Source organism: Desulfopila aestuarii DSM 18488, assembly GCF_900143695.1.
GTDB lineage: Bacteria > Desulfobacterota > Desulfobulbia > Desulfobulbales > Desulfocapsaceae > Desulfopila > Desulfopila aestuarii.
On record NZ_FRFE01000009.1, the window covers coordinates 1 to 18,132 of the forward strand.

Below are 18,132 nucleotides of genomic sequence, written 5' to 3' on the forward strand. Positions count from 1 at the left end.
ATCCCGAGGAGTATTTAGCTCAAAGCTGCCATTCATGGATTTGATAGTCTTTTTGCTTTTACCATTACGGCGGTTTGCGGTGATATCCTGTTTGAGGTGGGAATCCAGTTCTGCTTCAAGAGCTGCCTCGGTGAGCTGTTTGATCAGCGGAGTAAGGATACCCTCCTTACCCATGAGAGCCTTGCCCTCCTGGAGGTCTTTAAGGGCACGGTTAAAATCGAATTCTGGTTGATCTTCTGTCATGTCAGTCTCCTTTGTCAGCTGTATATATCAGCTCTTGTTAACTGACACAAAATTTTGAACGCCCTCCAACCGGATCGCGAAACGTGCCAGAGATCTATTTTTTCTTCTCTCTCTGGCACGTTGCACTTGTTAGCGGATGATTGTTTGTAAGTTGTAAATGGATTATATCAAGATGCCCATCAGGGCAAATTAACCTCGATTTCTATCAGTTTAACAATGAGATCCTTCCCCAAGGGTCATGTTCTTTATTCTGTGGCTCTTTCGTCATGACATACTCAGTCCAACCTGTCGGAACATTGAGAATTTCTACTCCGATAGATTTGCTTTGGTGCTTCTCAGAAAACCATTTTGGCCTAACGTTCATCTTGAAATTTTTTCCATTTGCAGAAAAAACAACTGTCAGCTTGCCTGTTCGAATATTTAATCGATTTGAGACATCAGTTAACCGTAGGCCGTTACGTGAAATATCTTTAACACCTCCTGTGAAAAAGCCATTTCCATCAGATAGGTCAACCGCAGGGCAGTCGTCTACCTTGATTCTTTCGAATCTTCTTTTGTCCATATTTCCTTCCCCCCCTTTCCGTTACAACTCAAAACATAACAATCCCCTTGAGCATTTTTTAACTCTATTGACAGCAAAGTCAACCTGAATTTGGAAAGATGGTCATGGATATATCGAGGACCATATTAGAAACGATACAACAGCGTCATATAAGAAATGGTGCGACTAGAGTTCTAGTCATCCTCGTTCAACAGAAGTAGGGAAGGCAGAAATGCTACTCGAAGACTTTTTGGGGAGTTCAGATGGTGATTTCCCGTTTATTTCCCGGTACAGCGTCAAGCCCAGTGTTTATAGGCGGGCTGCGCGTTCGACTTACGACGTCTCCAACATTGAGAAAGCGGAAGCTATTCACATCTCTTGTGAACAGCTTCCGCTTTCTTGGTTTCTAAAAGAATCGTGGTGAAAGCCAGTTGTCCTAGTTATGTCTTGCTCTGGCAAATTTCATTTATGAACAGTTTTCTAATGGGATGCACTATTCTCTCTTTTCCTCCGTCAAATCAATTTCCGGAAAGTGCTTCTTCGTGCAATCCTGACAAATGCCGTGGGAAAATTCAGCGCCCGTATGACGGTGGAAATAGGATTCCACCTGATTCCAGTATCCTTCATCGTCTCTGATCTTTTTACAGTAAGAGCAAATGGGGAGTATTTTTCGTAGGTTGGTGATTTCTTTGGCAGCGTCCTGGAGATTCGAAATGAGAGTTTCTTTCTCTGATATGGTTTTACGCAGTTCGGTTATGTTAAAAGCTATCCAGACGACCATCCGCGGGTGTCCTGCTATTTCCCTGATAGGTGAAATATTTGCCTCAAACCACTGCTTTCCATCCGGACCGGAAAGCGCTTCGGATCCCTTAATATCTTTAGCTGACAGAGAGTAGACATAGGTTGTGACTTGCTCGGCGGTAATGGCTTTGTTTATTTCCCGTACAAACGTATCTGCCATTTCGGTAGACATGACATCATGTATTCTTTTGCCGATAAGATGTTGACCATCATGATATTTGCGACGATCCGTGCCTCCCAGAATCTGCACGTAATGCCCCGCATCGTCAAAGATAAAAAACGGATCAGGCACGGCAGCTAAAATTGCATCCTGGATATCTGGAACAAAGCGATCAAATGAACTCATATTTTTTAGAAAGTAATAAAGGTGTACCAACAACGATAGGGCAGGTATGACGTTGTTTACGCCCTGACGTCTCTAGGTATCGGCGACTAGTTGGCCAGCGCTAGATAATACATTTCGCCACTTTTCCGCCTTTTTGACAACAGTGCCATCCTGTGTCGACAGATTATCAGCCGTAAGAAAAGGCACTTCTTCGAGCTGTTCCGTCTACCCCGTTGTATGACAAAAACGCTAGGCAATAACCGCGTCACCCCGAATTTGGTCGGCTTCGATAGTGGTTGTGATGCACATACGCCTCCAGGATTGGTATTTACGTAGTAGTATTGTGATATCAGTCTGTTGTCAAATGGAATTCTCTTCTGGGTGGGTATGATGTCTTGACATTACCTGGAACTATCCATGCATACTGCCATCCTTTTGTCACCATAATTTGAGGCCTGAAGTGGTGCTGCAAAAGGACAGGATGCATGGTTGATGGAAAATGGCATTGCTCCATCTCAAGGGTCATCTATAGAGTAGTCTCATACTCAGTACGTTCATGTTCGGTTATGGTTGTTGTATCAATTCAAGCATACCCGAATTTTCTTCCTCAATATCGGTGTTCACAACATTATATATTTGCGAATCATAGGCCGGCAGATTGCCTCCTTCACCAACGCCATCATTATTACAATCAAGATAGAGGCCGTCGGTATCCTTGATCGTTCCCCGCAGATGCATTCGGTAGGAGCCTGTTTCAACAGCAGCGCCGGATAGCCAGGTTATGTGTTTTGGCATTATCCTGACAACGTTGCCCTGTGTCGAAACGTCTACCCAGAAGCCATTCTCCTGCTTGAGCAGTCTGATGTTATTATTTTGTTTTACCGTCGCACCATCGATCTCCTTAGTGAAAAGTACGGCGGCTGCCAGGTGTTGCTCTCCGTTGTAGGCTACGTTACCAAACTGGACACTTTGGACGCGGACAGGGACGTTTTTTGCTCCCGAAGATTTACCTATCTTCATTTTGGACATGTCCTGCAGATGTTCAGGGATCTTCGGCTTCTCTAAAACCTGGGCGTAAGCAGGAAAGCAGGCTGCAATTGTCAAAATACATAACAATATCTTCCTCATTTTCATCTCCTATCAGTGTATGTCTGTCCTTTTTACCCTCTTTTGTGAAACATTTCCTTTCTATGCCAGGCAAAATTTTCCTGATCTGGCCAATAACGACTCTCTTGTGGGCGAAACATCGGCCTCTCCGACAAGGTGAGTATATGGCCGGGAAGGTTCGGATCTTTTTTGACGGCAGGCGAGATGAGTACCCGATAGCTTTGGTCCACCGACATCAGGCCCTCATCAAACGACCAGTGGCAGAGTTTGCAGAGCGCCATGCCATTGGTGGGCAGATCGTTGTAACTTTCGCTCCAAGGTTTGATATGGGCGGCGTCAACTATCGTATGTCCTTCTGGGGTGAGCATCTTAATGCCGCAGAGTGCGCAGCGGTGTTCGTAGAGGCGGACGATTGCCTTGCGAAAACCCTGGTTGCGAATCCGCTCTTTGTCCTCAGTATTGGGCAGTTCAATCCCATAGCTGGGTATTGCTTCGGAAGTGGAAAGGAGCGATGCGGAATAGTGATCTGAAGCGCAGTTAATAAATGATTGATTCCACAGAGTCTTCTGGATATTGGCCGCAAAATATGTCTGGATGAGAACTGCGCGCAGCTTTTGCCGACTGTGCTCCATCTGTATCAGCATGAAGAGGTCGCTGGCGATCCGTGCCCCCAAATACAGCTCACGCAATCTTTTCATGGAACTGACAGTGAGCCCACCGCGATGTTGTAGTTCAGGCCGAGTGGCCAATTGCCAGAATGTTGCACTCTTGAGATGGTAGAAGGGATACGACATGCTGGCTGGTCGGGATGCCGGCAGCAGACGGATATATCCCAGAAACGTTTCCGTCAGTTCAAAGCTTGGCTCAATGAAATTGCTGGTGATCCGACTTGAGGCGATGTGATCCAGAATGGAGAGGAGCAGGAATGGCTTATACGGCGAGCAGTAATTGGTCAGACTGCTCCATTTGGTTTTGTTCCTGTCAACACGGAGTTTGGCAAATGCGATGAGGTAGCTATCAAGTTGTCCGCACATAAGCTGGCTTCATTAAATGAGAAAGTGTCTTGCGCTTGAACTCTCTGTCCTGCCAGTAGTATTGTGCTATGAGCTCGTTGTCAAAAAATATTTTTCTAACGGCACTATCAGTATTTCCTTTCAACGATCCGGGTAGTCCATTAATTCAACTATTTTTTTTCTTACATTCATGTCGTGGAAAATCGGGGTGTGGTTGCGGATTCTTCCGCCGCTTTTATCCCGCCGATAGTGGCGTTCATGATCGGAGCGCTACTCGTGGGAGAACCGATTCTGGCTATTGATTATCTTGCGACGCTGTGTATTATTTTTGCGTGGTCATCTTGAAATACACATAGCTTTCATCTGCAAATGGCCTTTAAAACACGTCGTTCCAGGCTTTAAAATCAATAATTTTCGAAAGAGCATAGAATATGGCCGTCTATAAGAAGTGGCAGATTTCTGTTATTATAATGCTCGTGCTTTTACTGCTGGGAGGATTAGTGGTTCTGCTGCGGCCCGATCTGGTGCCGTTTGATGCCTTCAAGCGGGGCATGGCAGTTGTGAGTGGTTATGTCACTGGCCAGAAGGTGGAGAAAACAGAGGCTGGTAGTCCCAAAAATGCTGTTGCCGTAAAGAAAGATATCTACCGTATCGATCTGAAGACGGGCGGGCGTGTCTATACCGACAACCTGAAAAAGTCTGACGGCACCTTCACCTATACGACCGCATCCGGTCTGGTGGTAACCATTCAGGGGCATGAGGTGATGGCACTCAAGAAGTTCAAGGAAGGCGAGGAGCCTGACAATTAACCTGTGGAGCCGCATACTATGGAAATAACCGAACAGGATCTGGATGATCTGAAGTATGCCAAAATGCTGCTCGACAATCCGGGGCTTGCTGTGAAGATCACGAGCGCCCTTGGGGCGCCGATTGAAAAAGGTTTTGATCTGCTGCCGAAAGGCTGGCATGAGCTGGTGGAAAAATCCACCCGGAAAGCTCTGGATATCTCGATCCACTCTGCCATATTGACTATGAATACCCGGTTGAAGCGAGAGTCCGCCAACCGTTTCCATAAGCTGATGGCCGCAGGCATCGGCGCGGCAGGCGGTTTCTGGGGATTGCCGGCTCTCACAGTTGAGCTGCCGATTTCCACTACAGTGATGCTGCGCTCAATCGCCGATATCGCCAGGAGCGAGGGTCATAATCTCGAGGAACCGGCAATCAAGATGAGTTGTATCGAGGTCTTTGCTTTTGGCGGGCCGCAGAAGGCGGATGATGGGGTCGAGACCGGGTATTTTGCGGTACGTACCGCATTGGCCAAGGCGGTCAACGATGCGGCGCGCCATATTGCCAGCAAAGGGCTGGCCGAGAGTTCCGCCCCTGCACTGGTCAAGCTCATCACCCAGGTGGCCGGGCGGTTTGGCGCACAGGTGACCGAGAAGATCGCTGCTCAGTCGATTCCGCTTCTTGGTGCAGCCGGAGGTGCGGTGATCAATACCCTCTTTATCGACCACTTCCAGGCCATGGCCAGAGGCCACTTCATTGTGTTGCGGCTTGAGAAAATCTATGGCCAAGAAGAAGTGCGTGCGCTCTACGCCACCCTTTAGCCTGAATTGTTCATGAGAAATTCGGGTTAGGCGAAAAACTGCTCCCTTCCTTCAGCGCTATCCTTTCACCCGGTTCCAGGTTTTGTCACTGCGCGCCGCTTTTTTCACCACCTTGGCCCAGGTGTCTGTGGTCAGAAAAGACTGTTCATATCTCTCAAGCATGGTCATAAACATCGAGTAGGGAACGGCGAAGGAGAGTTCGTCTGGCGGGAAGAACTTTCTGGCCGATGGGTCCCAGCCGCCCAGAACGGCCTTGTTGAGCTTTCTGGCGGTATAGTGCATCGGCCAGGCAGCAATAGAACCACAGGCTGCGCTCCATGGTGACATGACCGACTCCGGGTCATTGGTGACATAGGTGGCAAACTGGTGCAGCCCGCAGAGGGGTTCCGGCCTTGAAAAGAAGATCACCACGGCCGGGTCCTCGTCATCGGCAAAGAGCGATAGCGGCTTGACCACGCAGAATTTTCCTGTAGCCGGTCTGGGATCGAGTGTGGCGAATATGGCGCGCAGGGCGTCCGGTGATTCGCAGTAATGCTCGCCTTCGGACCAGCCGGGAATACCGGTAGTGACATAGTTGAGAATCGTCTCGGTCTGGGGTTTATGGAAACCGAGAAAGAACGAGCCGCCGGGGCAGCCCGGGCGGTCTGCCGAGAAGCAGGCCACTCCCTTTTTCTTACGGGCGCGCCATATCAACCCCATGACACAGGAAAAAGAGCCGAAAACATTCTGCCAGTTGATCTCTCCTTTTTGTTCCCGTTCGGGGGTGGGCGGCTCCATAAGAGGAGGCTTCAGGCTGGTCTCGGGGGCTGTGTCGGTGTAAAACAAACCGACCGGCTCTTCTGCGAGATGTAAGGTTTCAAGAAATTTTGGAATTTTTTGGGTTATTGAAGCGTCCATACGGCCCTCCATGTGTGGTGTCTGGCGTGGATGCTGCTGTTTAATCCTTGAGGTAATGGTGGCAGATTGAGGGCTGTTGGTCAATTGGATTATCCGTTTGCTGGTTATTGCAACGAAAAAGATTCTTCACGAAAAAGGCCGGATGTGGTTCTCTTTTGCCATGGTCTTCATCAGCGAAAAACTTCAGGGCATTGTCCAACGGGTCACATATCACAACCCTGCCACCGGCTGGTCGGTACTCAGGGTGCAGTCCTATGCCAATCCCGGTGAGCAGCTCACTGTCACCGTCCACCAGACCCGGGTCTTTGCCGGGGCGACCATGGAGTTTCGAGGCGCCTGGACCGTACACCCGCAGTTCGGCCGGCAGTTCAAGGCCACTGAGGCTATAGAAAAGAAGCCCGCCTCGGCGGCGGCGCTGGAAAAATACTTAGGCTCAGGACTCATCAAAGGGGTGGGGCCGAAAACCGCCCGCAGGATCGTTCAGCATTTCAAGGGTGATACCCTGCGAGTCTTTGAAGAGGAGATGGACCGTCTCACCGAGGTGCCGGGCATCGCCAGGAAAAAGCTGGAGATGATCGAACACGCCTGGCGCGAGCACCGGATGGTTCGGGACGTGATGATCTTTCTGCAGGGGCACGGCATCTCAACACTTTTTGCAGTGCGGATCTTTCAGAAATATGGGGAGCGGGCCATTGAATTGGTGAGCGCCGACCCCTATCGGCTCGCTGTCGACTTTTATGGGATCGGCTTTTTTTCCGCCGACAAGGTGGCGCTCAGCATCGGCCTTGCTCCGGACAGCGATGAGCGGATACGCGCGGCCATTCGTCATGTGCTGGCCGCAAGCCGCGAACAGGGCCATTGTTATCTGACGGCTGTCCAGATCAGGAGCGAGGTCGAGGAGTTGCTGACACTCACACTGAATGACCGGCTTGAAAGGCTTCTTCGTCAACTTGAAGAAGAGAATCAACTTAAAGTCCGTCTACTGGCGGTGGGAGATAATCCGGCGGAGCGCTGTTACTATTCGAAGAGCCTCTATTACGACGAGGAAACGGTGGCGCGCCGGATTACCAGCTTTCTCGTTCCCATTGCCATTGATCATAAGAGCATCTCTGGCTGGATAGAAGAATATTGTCAAACCCACAGCATTGCCCTCAGTGCCGAACAGGCAGATGCCGTGGCCCAGGTGGTTAGCCACCGTTTTTCGGTGCTCACCGGCGGTCCCGGTTGCGGCAAGACCACCACCACCCTGGTGATTGTCCGGCTACTTGAGGCGCTGCATCGCCGGGTGCTGCTGGCGGCACCTACTGGGCGAGCCGCCCAGCGGATGGGAGAAGTGATTGGCAGGGAGGCAAAAACCCTGCACCGGTTACTCGAATGGCAAGGGGAGGGCTTTCAGCGAAACAAGGACAAACCGCTGCAGGCCGATTTTCTCATTGTTGATGAGTGTTCGATGCTGGATGTCTCGCTTTCGGCGGCCCTGCTTTCGGCAGTACCTGATGGCTGTCAGGTTCTTTTTATCGGAGATGCCGACCAGTTGCCTTCAGTGGGGGCGGGCAATGTACTACGAGATATTATCGGTTCGGAGGTTGTACCCTGTTTTCGTCTTACCCAGGTGTTCCGGCAGGCACGGGAATCAAAGATTATTGGTTTTGCCCATCAGATCAACAGGGGAGAAACACCGCATATTGAATCGCCGTTTAAACGGCCTGAAGTTTGGCGGGATGGCACCGACTGCCTTTTTCTCGACTCGGATGAGCCGACCAACGAGCAGCTGGATTTTGTGGCCAGAGTCAAGCGCACCTTCAACCTCAAGGTAAACCAGTTGGAAGGGCTGTCGACAGGTGACACACCCTATGAGTTCCGCACCCATGAAGCGATCCAGTCACCGTATGAGAAGGAGTTCATGGTACCGGCAAAATTCCAGCATGTGGATTTGCAGCAGGTGGCGCGGGCGGAAGGGGCGATTGATGAATTGAAATCAGTTTTGAAAAAAGTACATCCCTGGTCGACCCTCCACTACAATTTGACTGCAGTGGAGACGGTGGTGAAGCTTTACCTGGAATGGATTCCCAAATACCTGGGTAGAGAGAGCGAAATCCAGATCCTCTCACCCATGACCCGTGGCAGCCTTGGTACAGCCAATCTTAACCAGGTGATCCAGCAGGCGGCAAATCCGCCGGCTGAGGATAAGCCGCAATTGCAGGTTGGTGAACGGATTTTTCGGGTTGGTGATCGGGTGATTCATCGACGCAACAACTATGAATTGGCGGTCTTTAACGGGGATATCGGTACGATTCGGGCGATCGACACCGTGGATCTCACGTGTATGGTGAGCTTTTTTCCGGATGGCCGGGAAGTGCTCTATCAGCAGCAGGATATTATGGAGCTTGATCTGGCCTACGCTATCACCATCCATAAATCTCAGGGCAGCGAATTCAAGGCGGTAATATTGCCGGTGCTCACCCAACACTTCAAGATGCTCTACCGTAACCTCATTTACACCGGTCTTACCCGGGCCCGAGAGCTGGCAGTATTTGTCGGCACCCGCCGGGCTATGGGCATGGCTATCCGGCAGCAGGATACCGCCAGGCGACAGACGGCGCTGGCAACATTACTGCGCGGCCAATTGTAGCGTCCGGCAATATCTGGCTACCGGCCGGGAGAGGCTGGCAGCCAGTGGAGACTATCTTCAGGCCCGATGGGTTTTCATGGCCTGCCGGCCAAGCAGGGCAATCCGGTTGGCGTACCAGGTTCTGTTGTCCGGGTCGTCAACGCTGGTTTGCCGCCACTTGTTCAATGGTGAATTTTTATCACTGCAGAGTCCGCCATATTTCGATTGCCAAAGTTCTTCGCAATTTCTACACGGACCATCAGCTGTATGGCACAGCGGGCAGGAATCACGCCACGGAGTCTCGAGCTTGGCTACATGTTTCATGTAGTATTCCTGGTTGTGGGCAGGATGAGAACTGAGCCACGTCCACATTTTTTGGAATTCTTTCAGTTCATTGGTCGTTGCCATGGTCATTTCTCCTCGTATTTATGATGCCTTTGGGTGATAATTCCGGGTTACCGGCATCCTCGGGTGCACCAGGAAACGTATATATACTACATTGCAATATTCATGCTCGGTTGGCATCAAATAGAGCATAAGTAAATTCTTTAATAACTTGATATTGCGAATGTAATACATTGTAGTAGCTGCAATAATCCGGTTAGGCGGAATCGCTGCTCCGGATAAGAGGAAAACAATGTTCTTAAATGCTGTAATTTCTTCTTCTGGGAAAGGGAGGACTTGTGGAAAAGACTGCAACATTCATAGAGAGGCTTACAGTTCCATGATTATCGTGGCGGTACTGTTGAGTTGTGCACATTTACCACTTCGGTAGGAATATTTGCTCGAAATGGCGGGTTATGTTTACCTTTTCTTGAGTCTTGCCCTCGCTTAGGCTACGCTGATGATGAAAGAAGATGAATTGATGGCCCGGCAGATCAACGGGCCCAAAGATTGTCGCAGGAAATACCAGGGGATGTCGAACGAGAAATGGAACAGGGAAACGAGATAATTGACAAGGATTACAAAGATCTCCAGCGAAAACTTACCTATTATCCAGGTATAACGATAGTTTCTGTGGATAAGGATCCGCCGGAACAATATGTGATCGAGTACCGGGTTTTCGGGTATGGCTATGATGGTAACGGGCAGATACAGATGCTCCGGCGGCATCAGATAGAAATCAAACTGCCCTTTGGTTATCCCCATTTTCCCCCAACAGTTAAACCACTCAGCAAAATCTGTCACCCGGATGTCGCAGAGCATGCCATTCGTATTGCCGATTTCTGGCAGTCCAACCAGTCGCTGGCTGACCTGGTTATCCATATCGGCGATATGATTCGCGGTGCGGTCTACAGTACCGAAGGGGCCTTCAATGAAGAGGCGGCAGAGTGGTACGCGGAAAATAAACAGAAATTGCCTCTTGGCGAACTCGAGTATAACGACCCCAACGCCAAGCCGGTAAAACCGAAAGGCAGGACGAACACTCCGTACAAGCTTATTGCCTTAGTTGCCATGGTTGGCATCTTGATTGTCGGAGGTGGTCTGGTAGTACGGGACAAAATGATCCTGAAGGCCAGTGGTGAAGCGCTGCAGCAAATACAGAGTTTTATAGATAACCGGGAGTTTCATGAAGCCGAAAATGTCGGCAAGAAAACCGTGAGTAACTTGCAGAGCGTGTTGCTTTTTTCTGGTGACAGCACGGCGAGACTGGCTGAAATAAACGACATTCTCGAGTCTGCTCCTTTAAAGGAAGGGTTGGCGGGCCGCATCGAATATAAAGGACAGTATCTTCCAATCTCCGTTGCCGATAGCCTCGCGGAGGTGGAACGAGTGAGTAATGATGCCACTGCAAAGCTTGGTGCCGGAGATGTCGATGCGGCGATGACCGAGTTTTCCCGCGCGATCATGCTTGCGGAAAAAAACGGTCAGAGTGCAGCTGCCGACAATGTGCGCAAGATTTCGGCAGAAAAAAGACTGGTTCATTACGTGGAGAAAGCCAACGCGTACTACAGTGAGCAGGAATGGCAGAAGGCAGTTGATCTATATGGCCTGGCCATCATGATTCTGGAAAATGAAAAGGATTACCTTTCGGCTGATTCACTGGAAAACAGGGCAAAACTGGTCAAATTGAAGACTCTGGCCCTGGCGAGTATTTCACGTCAGGAGGCTGTAAAGGCTGAAAACAAAAAAGAATATGCTATTGCCGCCAAGCAGTATCGTGCAATCGTGACACTTATACAACGCAATGAATATGGCAACGATCCGGTATTGGCCAAAGTCGGAAACGATGCTGAAGCGGAACATCAGCGCCTGGCGGAGCTGGCAATGGTGGCAGAGGGATCTGCTTACCTTGTCGAGAATTTCAAGACGATATTCATGGAGCATTATCCCGGTCTGTATGAACCAGGTCTGCAGTCGCCGCGGGTAAGGTATCTGGGGAAGAACGAGAATAAGCTGGTGTTCATGATGTCATGTATCGAGCTGGTGCAGCGGAATACCAATGAGTTCCGCCTCAGCTATCAGTTTGATCCGGTATCGCGTAGGTGGAGTCTGTATCGCGAGTGATAATGAGGGGATTTTTTAATTATCGGTGAAAATGAATCGCATTGGTAAATCGGAGGGAAAGCATGAACTCTGCGTCGGATTTTCTCCAGCAGGTTGCACAACTGCAGGATGAGCTGCGGCTGGTTGTGGATCAGACCGATCCGAAAGTGGTTGAGGAGACGGCGGTAAAGCTTGAAGGTCTCAATTACGCTCCGACCGTGATGCTTCCCATTGCCGAATTTTTACGGATTAAAAAAATAGATCTATTGGGCAGGATCGAGGAGATTATCCTCCTCAGCGATGAGGAGGTCTACGAGCTTGCTCCCGGTGATCCCCGAAGCTATTTTGCTATTAAACTTCAGTTTATTTCGGCACTTGTTTATTATTTCAAGCAGCTGGCCAGGCTGCGGCGGGATGTACCAGAGGCCTGGGATGAGGTGGATGAGCTGTATGTCCACGACTGAGGCCGGAAATGTCGGCGGTGGAAAAGGTGCTGAATGTGCTGCTGATCCTGGGCCGGACCTGTATCGGCGGGGCCATGATTTTCTCCGGGGCGCAGTTGCTACGCGGTGAGGGGTTGTTATCCGGCAGTTCGTATGACGACCCGATGATCGGTGCGTTTGTTATCCTTCTGGGAGTCTACAGCCTCTACAACGGGGTTATCGTCTGGCTTATCGATCTGTTTTTTCCTGTCGATCAGGGGCGGAAGTAGTGTATCTGTCCCTGGCTCTTTTCTTCGATTTCTTGAACAAAGTTGTTGAGTCTCTCCGTGGGGACTTCAAGCTCCAGCCGGATCTGCTCACTGTAATCTTGTTCGATTATTTTCCCTTCAATCTGGCGGAGCAAATATTCGACGGTCTGCAGGTATTCGTAGGGAAGGGTGAGGGTGAGGCACGAATAGTGGATCTTAAGAATGGTGGTAAGAGCTGTCAGTCCCAGTTGTACTGATGAGCTGTAGGCGCGGGCCATGCCACCTGTTCCGAGTTTGATGCCGCCGAACCAGCGGCTGACCACAACCGCTATCTCGCCGATACCCGAATGCTGGAGCACCGTGAACATCGGTTTTCCCGCACATCCCCGCGGCTCGCCGTCATCGCTCATGCCATAGCCCTGCGGCTCGTCCGGCGGGCCGGCAATCATGGCCCAGCAGTTGTGGTTGGCATCCTTGTGTTGCAATGCTATACGGCGGATGAAGATTTCTGCCGCCCCACGGTCGGGACAGTGCGCGATGGAGCAGCGAAAGAGGCTGCGCTTCACCTGCTGTTCGATAGAGATCGGTTCGGCGGGGATCAGATAGGACATGAGAGTGTGATAATCGTTGCGATAGCTGCCGCTTGCAGAAATTGGTATGTGGGACTAAGATAACCAACTTCTGCCCATAGAATCAATGTTAAGGAGTAAGACGATGTATGTCTGTGTCGATTTTGACGGAACAATTGTTGATCACCGCTACCCGGATATAGGCCAACCGGTGCCCGGTGCCATTAAGTGGTTGAAGAGGCTTCAGGAAAGAGGGGCCCGGCTTATTCTCTACACCATGCGTGCCGATGATCCGGGCCGGGCACTATTAAGTGAGGCGGTACGTTATCTTCAGGCGGAAGGCATCATTCTTTACGGTGTCAACCGTAATCCCGACCAGGATGCCTGGACTTCAAGCCCCAAGGCCTACGGCGAGATCTATATCGATGATGCCGCCTTCGGTTGCCCGCTTATCTTCCCCAGGGGCTTTGCTCGCCCCTGTGTTGATTGGAAAAAAGTCGGCCCACCGGTGGAGCATATGGTGCTCAGCCGGAGCTGATTGTTGCAGTGTGTTCCCCTTCATTTCAGGCTGCACGGTCGTCGCAGCCTGAGTGCGTTTGTTTTCACCTACCGAATGTAATTTTTGAATATAAGCTTTAGGCCAGTCCTTTTTTCTTTCGTATCATCAATATCACTTATGACAGTGGGCATTTTTGCGCGATAATGTGCTGTCATCATTAAATTATTCATCAATTGGTCCCATGTTTATACGGCATGTGTCATCTGTTTTGCTGGATTGTTTTTAACATGGATAAAAAAATGTGGATAAATTTCTGACCCACAATCGTTTTAGAGATAAAGGGTTTGATTTGGGAATGGCTCTTATTCATGATTGCTTGTTGAGTCATGATGACATAGCTTTTCTTGAGTCAAATCCCCACAGAATACGACGTTGAGCAAAGGCCTTGATAACGCCACAATTACAACAATGGGGATACTGATATGAAAACAGGAAAAGGGCATATGGCTTTAAAAAAAATTGGCATGACCGCACTGGTTTTATTCTCCAAAGCTGCTGGAGTCTTTGTTTTAGCTTTTTTTCTTACCTTCTTTGGACCGAACTTTCATGACACCAAAGGAGGTATATTCGCTGTATCCTCAGCGCTGGCAGATAAAGGTGGGGATGATAGTAGCGGTAGCCACGATAGTGGCAGCGACGACAGCGGTGACGACAGCGGTGATGACAGCGGTGACGACAGCGGTGATGACAGCGGTGACGACAGCGGTGACGACAGCGGCGATGACAGCGGTGACGACAGCGGCGACGACAGCGGTGACGACAGTGGCGACGACAGCGGTGATGACAGTGGCGACGACAGTGGCGATGACAGTGGCGACGACAGTGGCGACGATAGCGGTGATGACAGCGGGCATGAAAGTGATGACGACAGTGATGATGACAGTGGCGACGACAGTGGTGATGACAGTAGTGACGACAGTGATGATGATCATAGCAGCAGTGGGAGCCTTGATGATACCGACGACCTTGATGATGATTCAAACTCTGAGAACGCCGGTGTAAAAAGGATGCTTCATAACCAGGCAAGTGATGATGTGAATGATGATCAAAGAGATTCCGTATCAAAAAATGATGACGGAGTGAAAGAGTTGAAAGGTCTGGGCGTCCTCGATGACTTGAGTGAGGTATCACCTGAAGAAGAGAGCGGGCTGCTGGGTAACTGGTAGAAGTATGTCTGCTCGAATGTCCTGCTGTGAAAGTATGAGTGGAAAATCCTGCAATGACCGAGAAACCATCTCCCCTGCGTGAGCAAGCAATAAGGAAAGCCATGGAAGATTCTCTTCCAGCCCTCCGGGCTTTTGCACGCGGGCTCTGCCTGGACAGGATGTCGGCCGACGACCTGGTTCAGGCAGCTTGCGAGCGGGCCCTTGAACGACTGGAGCAGGTTACCGATATCGGTGGCGTGAAAAGTTGGCTCAACCGAATTGTATACACCCAGTGGCATGATATGTTGCGTAGAAGAAATCGACGTAGCAGTAAGATTTTGCAGTTCGCCCTCCACTGGGCCGGTTACGAAGAGTCTCAGAGATCTGAGGGGGAAAGGGTGCGAGCTATGAGGTTGGACGTGGAAAAAGCATTGGCTAGCTTGGATCCGGAGCCGCGGGCGGCAGTCGTGTTGGTTGGGATGCTTGGCTACAGCTATAAGGAGGCGGCTGCGGTTCTTGAGCTGTCGGCTGGCACTGTGGCCAGCAGGGTTGCCCGGGCCAGAAACCGGATGGCTGAGGTTTTAACGGTTGACGAACGACAGGAACAACGACTGAAAGAAGTTCGCAGGAGGTCGGTTCATGAAAAGACCGGATGATAAAGTGCTTTCCCAATATCTTGATGGAGCATTGGATTATCAGACAACTTCCGTTGTGGCTGATCAGCTTGGCAATGATCGGGACAGCCGGGATCGTTTGGTGCGGCTGGCAGGCGTTCAGGCCAGGTTGCGGTCGATGGGGCGAGAAGTGATAGACGAGGAAGTCCCTGCCCGATTGCTTGCCACTTTACGTGGGGGCCGATTGGGGCGTAGTGCATCTCTGTCGAGCTCAGTATTCAGGATTTTTTCCATGCCGCTTATGCGCTATGCCGCAGTGGTTACCTTAGTGATGTTTGGTTTTTTTTCCGGCCGCTTCAGTGGAGACAGATCGACTCCGGCAACGGCCTTCTTTCCATCTATACCTGTGGAACTTCAGTACGTCGTGAACAGAACCCTCGAGTTTGAGCCGAGCGGTATAGCAAAAACCTGGCAGGATCAGCAATTAGGAATGGAAGCCAAGGTGGAGCCTGTACGCACTTTCCGTAGTCCGGCAGGGGATTATTACCGGATGTATATCCTTGAGATCGTTGAAGGTAATACGGTACACCCTTATGTTGGTATTGCCCGCCGCACTGGGAAGCAAACCTGGCAGACCCGTTCTTTTCATTTACAGGATGGGACTGCAAAAATATAACGCTGACTGCGTTGAGCAACTTGTAGCGTCTTCTGTTGATGTTGCGAGAATGGAGCGAACAATGGACAACACAAATATAATTCCACTGCAGAAGTCTCTTATAGCGGCGGTGGTTGGTGTAGCGGCCTTGATCTTGTCCGGTTGTGCAGGGCCGAATAGTGTCGGAACCCCCCTGAGCACTTCAGCCATGGCCCCGGCCCCTCTACCGGCGTATTATCCCGGGGATTCATATGTTTACTCTGATGGAACCTGGGAGCAGGTCGAAGAGGTAAATGGTGCCCGGGTAAGTTGGGTCAATTATCAAGGTTCACCGTCCTCGGGTCCAGCAGATTTTATCTATCCACGTAGCGAATGGCAGAATTCGAAACGCCGTGGTGAACGTTGGTTTAAACAGGACACAGGGCTTTTTGCCGGATCAGCAACAGGCCTCTGGCCGCTAAAAGATGGCAACAGTACAAGCTTTAATGAGTATGGCAGGTCCGTTGCGAAAAACGGCGGGGGGCTTGAGAGTACCTACGATAATTACTGGCGGTGTAGTGTCGATGGTGCCAAGTCGGTCTCGGTTGGAGCAGGAACCTTTGACAGCTGGCGAATTACCTGTACCAGGTATTCCGATGACTCGGGGTCGGCACGAAAACGTCCTTGGGAGTACCGGACCTGGTATTATGCGCCTGATGTAAATCACTGGATCCTGGAGCTTCGGGACTACACCAGTAAAGGCAAAGAGGATAGAAGGAAGGAACTTGTCGCGGTTATGCCTGATTTGACGAGGTATACCAGGGATAGGCAGGTTCTGAACGCCATGAAGCGAAACTTTCAGCAAGCCCTTGAGGAAAATAGTTCGGGGACGAAGGCCAGTTATACCAGTTCGAAGGATAAGCTGACAGTCACGACAACCCCCATAAAAACGCTGAAACATACCGATGGTAAGGTTTGCAGGCAATATAAACAGGTGATAGCCGCAGCTGGTGACACCCATGCTTACTACGGTATCGCTTGCCGGGAATCTTCAGGGGGGTGGAAGATACCGCGTCGCTGATCGTGTTGTCAAAAGAGATAAAGGATGTCGGTGAAACAAAGAGGGGTGCCGGTTGGTACCCCTCTTTGTTATTTACAGATACAGCCAGAGGAAGAATACCGGGATGGCGATCCCAGTAGCAGTGAGCCAACCACCACGACCAGTGATGCCCTTTTTGCCGCGAAGCACAAAAAGGCCGGTGATCGCCACCAGAAAGAGCGCGATGGCATAAAGATCTGCCACCCAGGTCCAGAGTTTCTTGGCGTGGTTGATATGGAGAAAGTTCATCTCAAACAGCACCTTTCTCGGTCTGTTCTTCTCCTGATAGACCGCGCCAGTGGCAAGGTTTGCGGTGATGTTGTTGTTGACCACAAAGATCTGCAGGTTTTCCTTATCGGCCCGGTAGCTGCCCTTTATCTCACTAGTTTCGCCAAGCTGGTCGAGAATGGTCTTGACCAATGTGTCGCCAGACAGTCCCTGCAGAGGGGCGGGATCGATGGCCGTCTGCAACCGCTCGATCCGGTAGTTTGGGTTCCAGTCGGCGATATGGTTGACCGCCACTCCGGAAATCGCATAGATAATGGTGAGCCCGAAGCAGAGATAGCCGAGATCCCGGTGGAGTATATTGTTTATACGGCGCCAGTTCATGTGCTCCCCGCTATTCGTTGATTTCCGCGCCGAGTCCAATCAGGCGGATAAAGCGGGCGCCGTCGCTGATGGAAGAGGGGTCGAAGGGCTTGCCTTTTTCCTGGGCCAGATGTTCCTGGTATTTGATCATCTCCTCTTTCGACATCACGACCTCGTCGACAATACCTTCAATCACACCGACCCTGCCGGTGGCGGACATTGGGAAGACAATTTCACCGTCAGTCACTTTGACCTGGATCTTTTCTTCAGGACGATCACCGGCCACATAGATCCAGCAGCCACGTTTGGAGCAGACCTCGACGATCAACCCTTCGATTTTTACAGTCTTACCCAGATAATTATCGGGAGTATCGAGAATGGCGGAAACCGGAGTGGCCTTGTCGACGTGGACGCCTTTACCATAGGTTTTTGCAAAGGCCGGGGTGCTGAGCAGCATGAGGGACAGCAGAAGGGGCAGCAACATTCTTTTCATATACTTCTCCTAAATTTGATGTTTGAAACAAAGGTCTTCATTTGGCCGATGTTCTCTATCCAAAGGACGTGCCAGGTGACACAAAGTGGGAATAATCGTTGTCGGGAA

21 protein-coding genes are annotated in these 18,132 nt (G+C 50.5%); 11 read left to right on the plus strand and 10 right to left on the minus strand.

The genetic code is table 11. The features are described from left to right. The 5 genes from BUF15_RS10375 to BUF15_RS10395 form a co-directional block, all read right to left on the minus strand. The coding region (locus BUF15_RS10375; protein ID WP_200802369.1) for a transposase at positions 1-243 on the minus strand (243 nt) is incomplete at its 3' end. 205 nt (positions 244-448) lie between these two features. Next, positions 449-805 carry a PilZ domain-containing protein gene (locus tag BUF15_RS10380; RefSeq protein ID WP_073613415.1) on the minus strand — a complete coding sequence of 119 codons (357 nt, stop codon included), beginning with the start codon at positions 803-805 and terminating at the stop codon, positions 449-451. A 472-nt stretch (positions 806-1,277) separates the two neighbouring features. Continuing rightward, entirely contained in the window at positions 1,278-1,931 is a 654-nt protein-coding gene (locus tag BUF15_RS10385) for a PAS domain-containing protein (protein WP_073613416.1), read from the minus strand. A gap of 543 nt (positions 1,932-2,474) precedes the next feature. Beyond that, complete coding sequence (locus tag BUF15_RS10390) at positions 2,475-3,038, minus strand: hypothetical protein (protein WP_073613417.1); 564 nt, start codon at positions 3,036-3,038, stop codon at positions 2,475-2,477. 32 nt (positions 3,039-3,070) lie between these two features. Beyond that, positions 3,071-4,051 carry an HNH endonuclease gene (locus tag BUF15_RS10395; RefSeq protein WP_073613418.1) on the minus strand — a complete coding sequence of 327 codons (981 nt, stop codon included), beginning with the start codon at positions 4,049-4,051 and terminating at the stop codon, positions 3,071-3,073. A 410-nt stretch (positions 4,052-4,461) separates the two neighbouring features. Between BUF15_RS10395 and BUF15_RS10400 the strand changes: the two genes are divergently transcribed. After that, positions 4,462-4,839 carry a hypothetical protein gene (locus BUF15_RS10400; RefSeq protein ID WP_073613419.1) on the plus strand — a complete coding sequence of 126 codons (378 nt, stop codon included), beginning with the start codon at positions 4,462-4,464 and terminating at the stop codon, positions 4,837-4,839. 18 nt (positions 4,840-4,857) lie between these two features. Next, positions 4,858-5,637, plus strand: a complete 780-nt coding sequence (locus BUF15_RS10405; RefSeq protein ID WP_073613420.1) for an EcsC family protein — start codon at positions 4,858-4,860, stop codon at positions 5,635-5,637. A gap of 57 nt (positions 5,638-5,694) precedes the next feature. Here the strand turns inward: BUF15_RS10405 and BUF15_RS10410 are convergent, their stop codons facing one another. Continuing rightward, positions 5,695-6,534 carry a DUF169 domain-containing protein gene (locus tag BUF15_RS10410; protein ID WP_073613421.1) on the minus strand — a complete coding sequence of 280 codons (840 nt, stop codon included), beginning with the start codon at positions 6,532-6,534 and terminating at the stop codon, positions 5,695-5,697. 142 nt (positions 6,535-6,676) lie between these two features. Here BUF15_RS10410 and recD2 point away from each other — a divergent pair, with 142 nt between their 5' ends. Then, positions 6,677-9,166 carry an SF1B family DNA helicase RecD2 gene (gene recD2, locus BUF15_RS10415; protein WP_073613570.1) on the plus strand — a complete coding sequence of 830 codons (2,490 nt, stop codon included), beginning with the start codon at positions 6,677-6,679 and terminating at the stop codon, positions 9,164-9,166. Between the two features lie 57 nt (positions 9,167-9,223). Here recD2 and BUF15_RS10420 read toward each other — a convergent pair whose 3' ends face one another. Then, on the minus strand, positions 9,224-9,553 hold the full coding sequence (locus BUF15_RS10420; RefSeq protein ID WP_143170688.1) for a hypothetical protein: 330 nt from the start codon (positions 9,551-9,553) through the stop codon (positions 9,224-9,226). A 522-nt stretch (positions 9,554-10,075) separates the two neighbouring features. Here BUF15_RS10420 and BUF15_RS10425 point away from each other — a divergent pair. From BUF15_RS10425 to BUF15_RS10435, 3 genes are all read left to right on the plus strand, one after another. Next, positions 10,076-11,653, plus strand: a complete 1,578-nt coding sequence (locus tag BUF15_RS10425; RefSeq protein WP_073613423.1) for a ubiquitin-conjugating enzyme E2 — start codon at positions 10,076-10,078, stop codon at positions 11,651-11,653. Between the two features lie 62 nt (positions 11,654-11,715). Next, a complete protein-coding gene (locus tag BUF15_RS10430; RefSeq protein ID WP_073613424.1) occupies positions 11,716-12,096 on the plus strand; it encodes a hypothetical protein in 381 nt (126 codons plus the stop codon). 8 nt (positions 12,097-12,104) lie between these two features. Then, entirely contained in the window at positions 12,105-12,344 is a 240-nt protein-coding gene (locus tag BUF15_RS10435) for a hypothetical protein (protein ID WP_073613425.1), read from the plus strand. Here the strand turns inward: BUF15_RS10435 and BUF15_RS10440 are convergent. Then, entirely contained in the window at positions 12,329-12,934 is a 606-nt protein-coding gene (locus BUF15_RS10440) for a YigZ family protein (protein ID WP_073613426.1), read from the minus strand. The two genes, BUF15_RS10435 and BUF15_RS10440, sit on opposite strands and share 16 nt — an antisense overlap. Before the next feature lie 103 nt (positions 12,935-13,037). Between BUF15_RS10440 and BUF15_RS10445 the strand changes: the two genes are divergently transcribed. From BUF15_RS10445 to BUF15_RS10465, 5 genes are all read left to right on the plus strand, one after another. Beyond that, positions 13,038-13,430 (plus strand): hypothetical protein, encoded by a 393-nt coding sequence (locus tag BUF15_RS10445; RefSeq protein WP_073613427.1) that lies wholly within the window; start codon positions 13,038-13,040, stop codon positions 13,428-13,430. A gap of 443 nt (positions 13,431-13,873) precedes the next feature. Next, positions 13,874-14,617, plus strand: a complete 744-nt coding sequence (locus BUF15_RS10450) for a hypothetical protein (RefSeq protein WP_143170689.1) — start codon at positions 13,874-13,876, stop codon at positions 14,615-14,617. A gap of 53 nt (positions 14,618-14,670) precedes the next feature. Continuing rightward, the gene (locus BUF15_RS10455) at positions 14,671-15,252 is read left to right on the plus strand and encodes an RNA polymerase sigma factor (RefSeq protein ID WP_084553856.1); all 582 of its coding nucleotides are present in this window, start codon (positions 14,671-14,673) and stop codon (positions 15,250-15,252) included. After that, positions 15,236-15,886: an anti-sigma factor gene (locus BUF15_RS10460; protein ID WP_073613430.1), complete on the plus strand. Its 651-nt coding sequence runs from the start codon at positions 15,236-15,238 to the stop codon at positions 15,884-15,886. The genes BUF15_RS10455 and BUF15_RS10460 overlap by 17 nt, the downstream gene beginning before the upstream one ends. A 61-nt stretch (positions 15,887-15,947) precedes the next feature. After that, positions 15,948-16,925: a hypothetical protein gene (locus tag BUF15_RS10465; protein ID WP_073613431.1), complete on the plus strand. Its 978-nt coding sequence runs from the start codon at positions 15,948-15,950 to the stop codon at positions 16,923-16,925. A gap of 72 nt (positions 16,926-16,997) precedes the next feature. Here BUF15_RS10465 and BUF15_RS10470 read toward each other — a convergent pair whose 3' ends face one another. Further along, entirely contained in the window at positions 16,998-17,552 is a 555-nt protein-coding gene (locus BUF15_RS10470) for a PepSY-associated TM helix domain-containing protein (protein WP_073613432.1), read from the minus strand. 10 nt (positions 17,553-17,562) lie between these two features. After that, positions 17,563-18,024: a DUF4920 domain-containing protein gene (locus tag BUF15_RS10475; RefSeq protein ID WP_073613433.1), complete on the minus strand. Its 462-nt coding sequence runs from the start codon at positions 18,022-18,024 to the stop codon at positions 17,563-17,565. Positions 18,025-18,132 lie beyond the last annotated feature (108 nt).

Coding starts and splice junctions, on each gene's coding strand:
- BUF15_RS10390 (WP_073613417.1), bottom strand. CDS start 3,038: ATGAGGAAGATATTGTTATGTATTTTGACAATTGCAGCCTGCTTTCCT.
- BUF15_RS10455 (WP_084553856.1), top strand. CDS start 14,671: ATGACCGAGAAACCATCTCCCCTGCGTGAGCAAGCAATAAGGAAAGCC.
- BUF15_RS10380 (WP_073613415.1), bottom strand. CDS start 805: ATGGACAAAAGAAGATTCGAAAGAATCAAGGTAGACGACTGCCCTGCG.
- BUF15_RS10445 (WP_073613427.1), top strand. CDS start 13,038: ATGTATGTCTGTGTCGATTTTGACGGAACAATTGTTGATCACCGCTAC.
- BUF15_RS10395 (WP_073613418.1), bottom strand. CDS start 4,051: ATGTGCGGACAACTTGATAGCTACCTCATCGCATTTGCCAAACTCCGT.
- BUF15_RS10420 (WP_143170688.1), bottom strand. CDS start 9,553: ATGGCAACGACCAATGAACTGAAAGAATTCCAAAAAATGTGGACGTGG.
- BUF15_RS10470 (WP_073613432.1), bottom strand. CDS start 17,552: ATGAACTGGCGCCGTATAAACAATATACTCCACCGGGATCTCGGCTAT.
- recD2 (WP_073613570.1), top strand. CDS start 6,677: ATGTGGTTCTCTTTTGCCATGGTCTTCATCAGCGAAAAACTTCAGGGC.
- BUF15_RS10440 (WP_073613426.1), bottom strand. CDS start 12,934: ATGTCCTATCTGATCCCCGCCGAACCGATCTCTATCGAACAGCAGGTG.
- BUF15_RS10435 (WP_073613425.1), top strand. CDS start 12,105: ATGTCGGCGGTGGAAAAGGTGCTGAATGTGCTGCTGATCCTGGGCCGG.
- BUF15_RS10400 (WP_073613419.1), top strand. CDS start 4,462: ATGGCCGTCTATAAGAAGTGGCAGATTTCTGTTATTATAATGCTCGTG.
- BUF15_RS10385 (WP_073613416.1), bottom strand. CDS start 1,931: ATGAGTTCATTTGATCGCTTTGTTCCAGATATCCAGGATGCAATTTTA.
- BUF15_RS10460 (WP_073613430.1), top strand. CDS start 15,236: ATGAAAAGACCGGATGATAAAGTGCTTTCCCAATATCTTGATGGAGCA.
- BUF15_RS10425 (WP_073613423.1), top strand. CDS start 10,076: ATGGAACAGGGAAACGAGATAATTGACAAGGATTACAAAGATCTCCAG.
- BUF15_RS10475 (WP_073613433.1), bottom strand. CDS start 18,024: ATGAAAAGAATGTTGCTGCCCCTTCTGCTGTCCCTCATGCTGCTCAGC.
- BUF15_RS10430 (WP_073613424.1), top strand. CDS start 11,716: ATGAACTCTGCGTCGGATTTTCTCCAGCAGGTTGCACAACTGCAGGAT.
- BUF15_RS10465 (WP_073613431.1), top strand. CDS start 15,948: ATGGACAACACAAATATAATTCCACTGCAGAAGTCTCTTATAGCGGCG.
- BUF15_RS10410 (WP_073613421.1), bottom strand. CDS start 6,534: ATGGACGCTTCAATAACCCAAAAAATTCCAAAATTTCTTGAAACCTTA.
- BUF15_RS10450 (WP_143170689.1), top strand. CDS start 13,874: ATGAAAACAGGAAAAGGGCATATGGCTTTAAAAAAAATTGGCATGACC.
- BUF15_RS10405 (WP_073613420.1), top strand. CDS start 4,858: ATGGAAATAACCGAACAGGATCTGGATGATCTGAAGTATGCCAAAATG.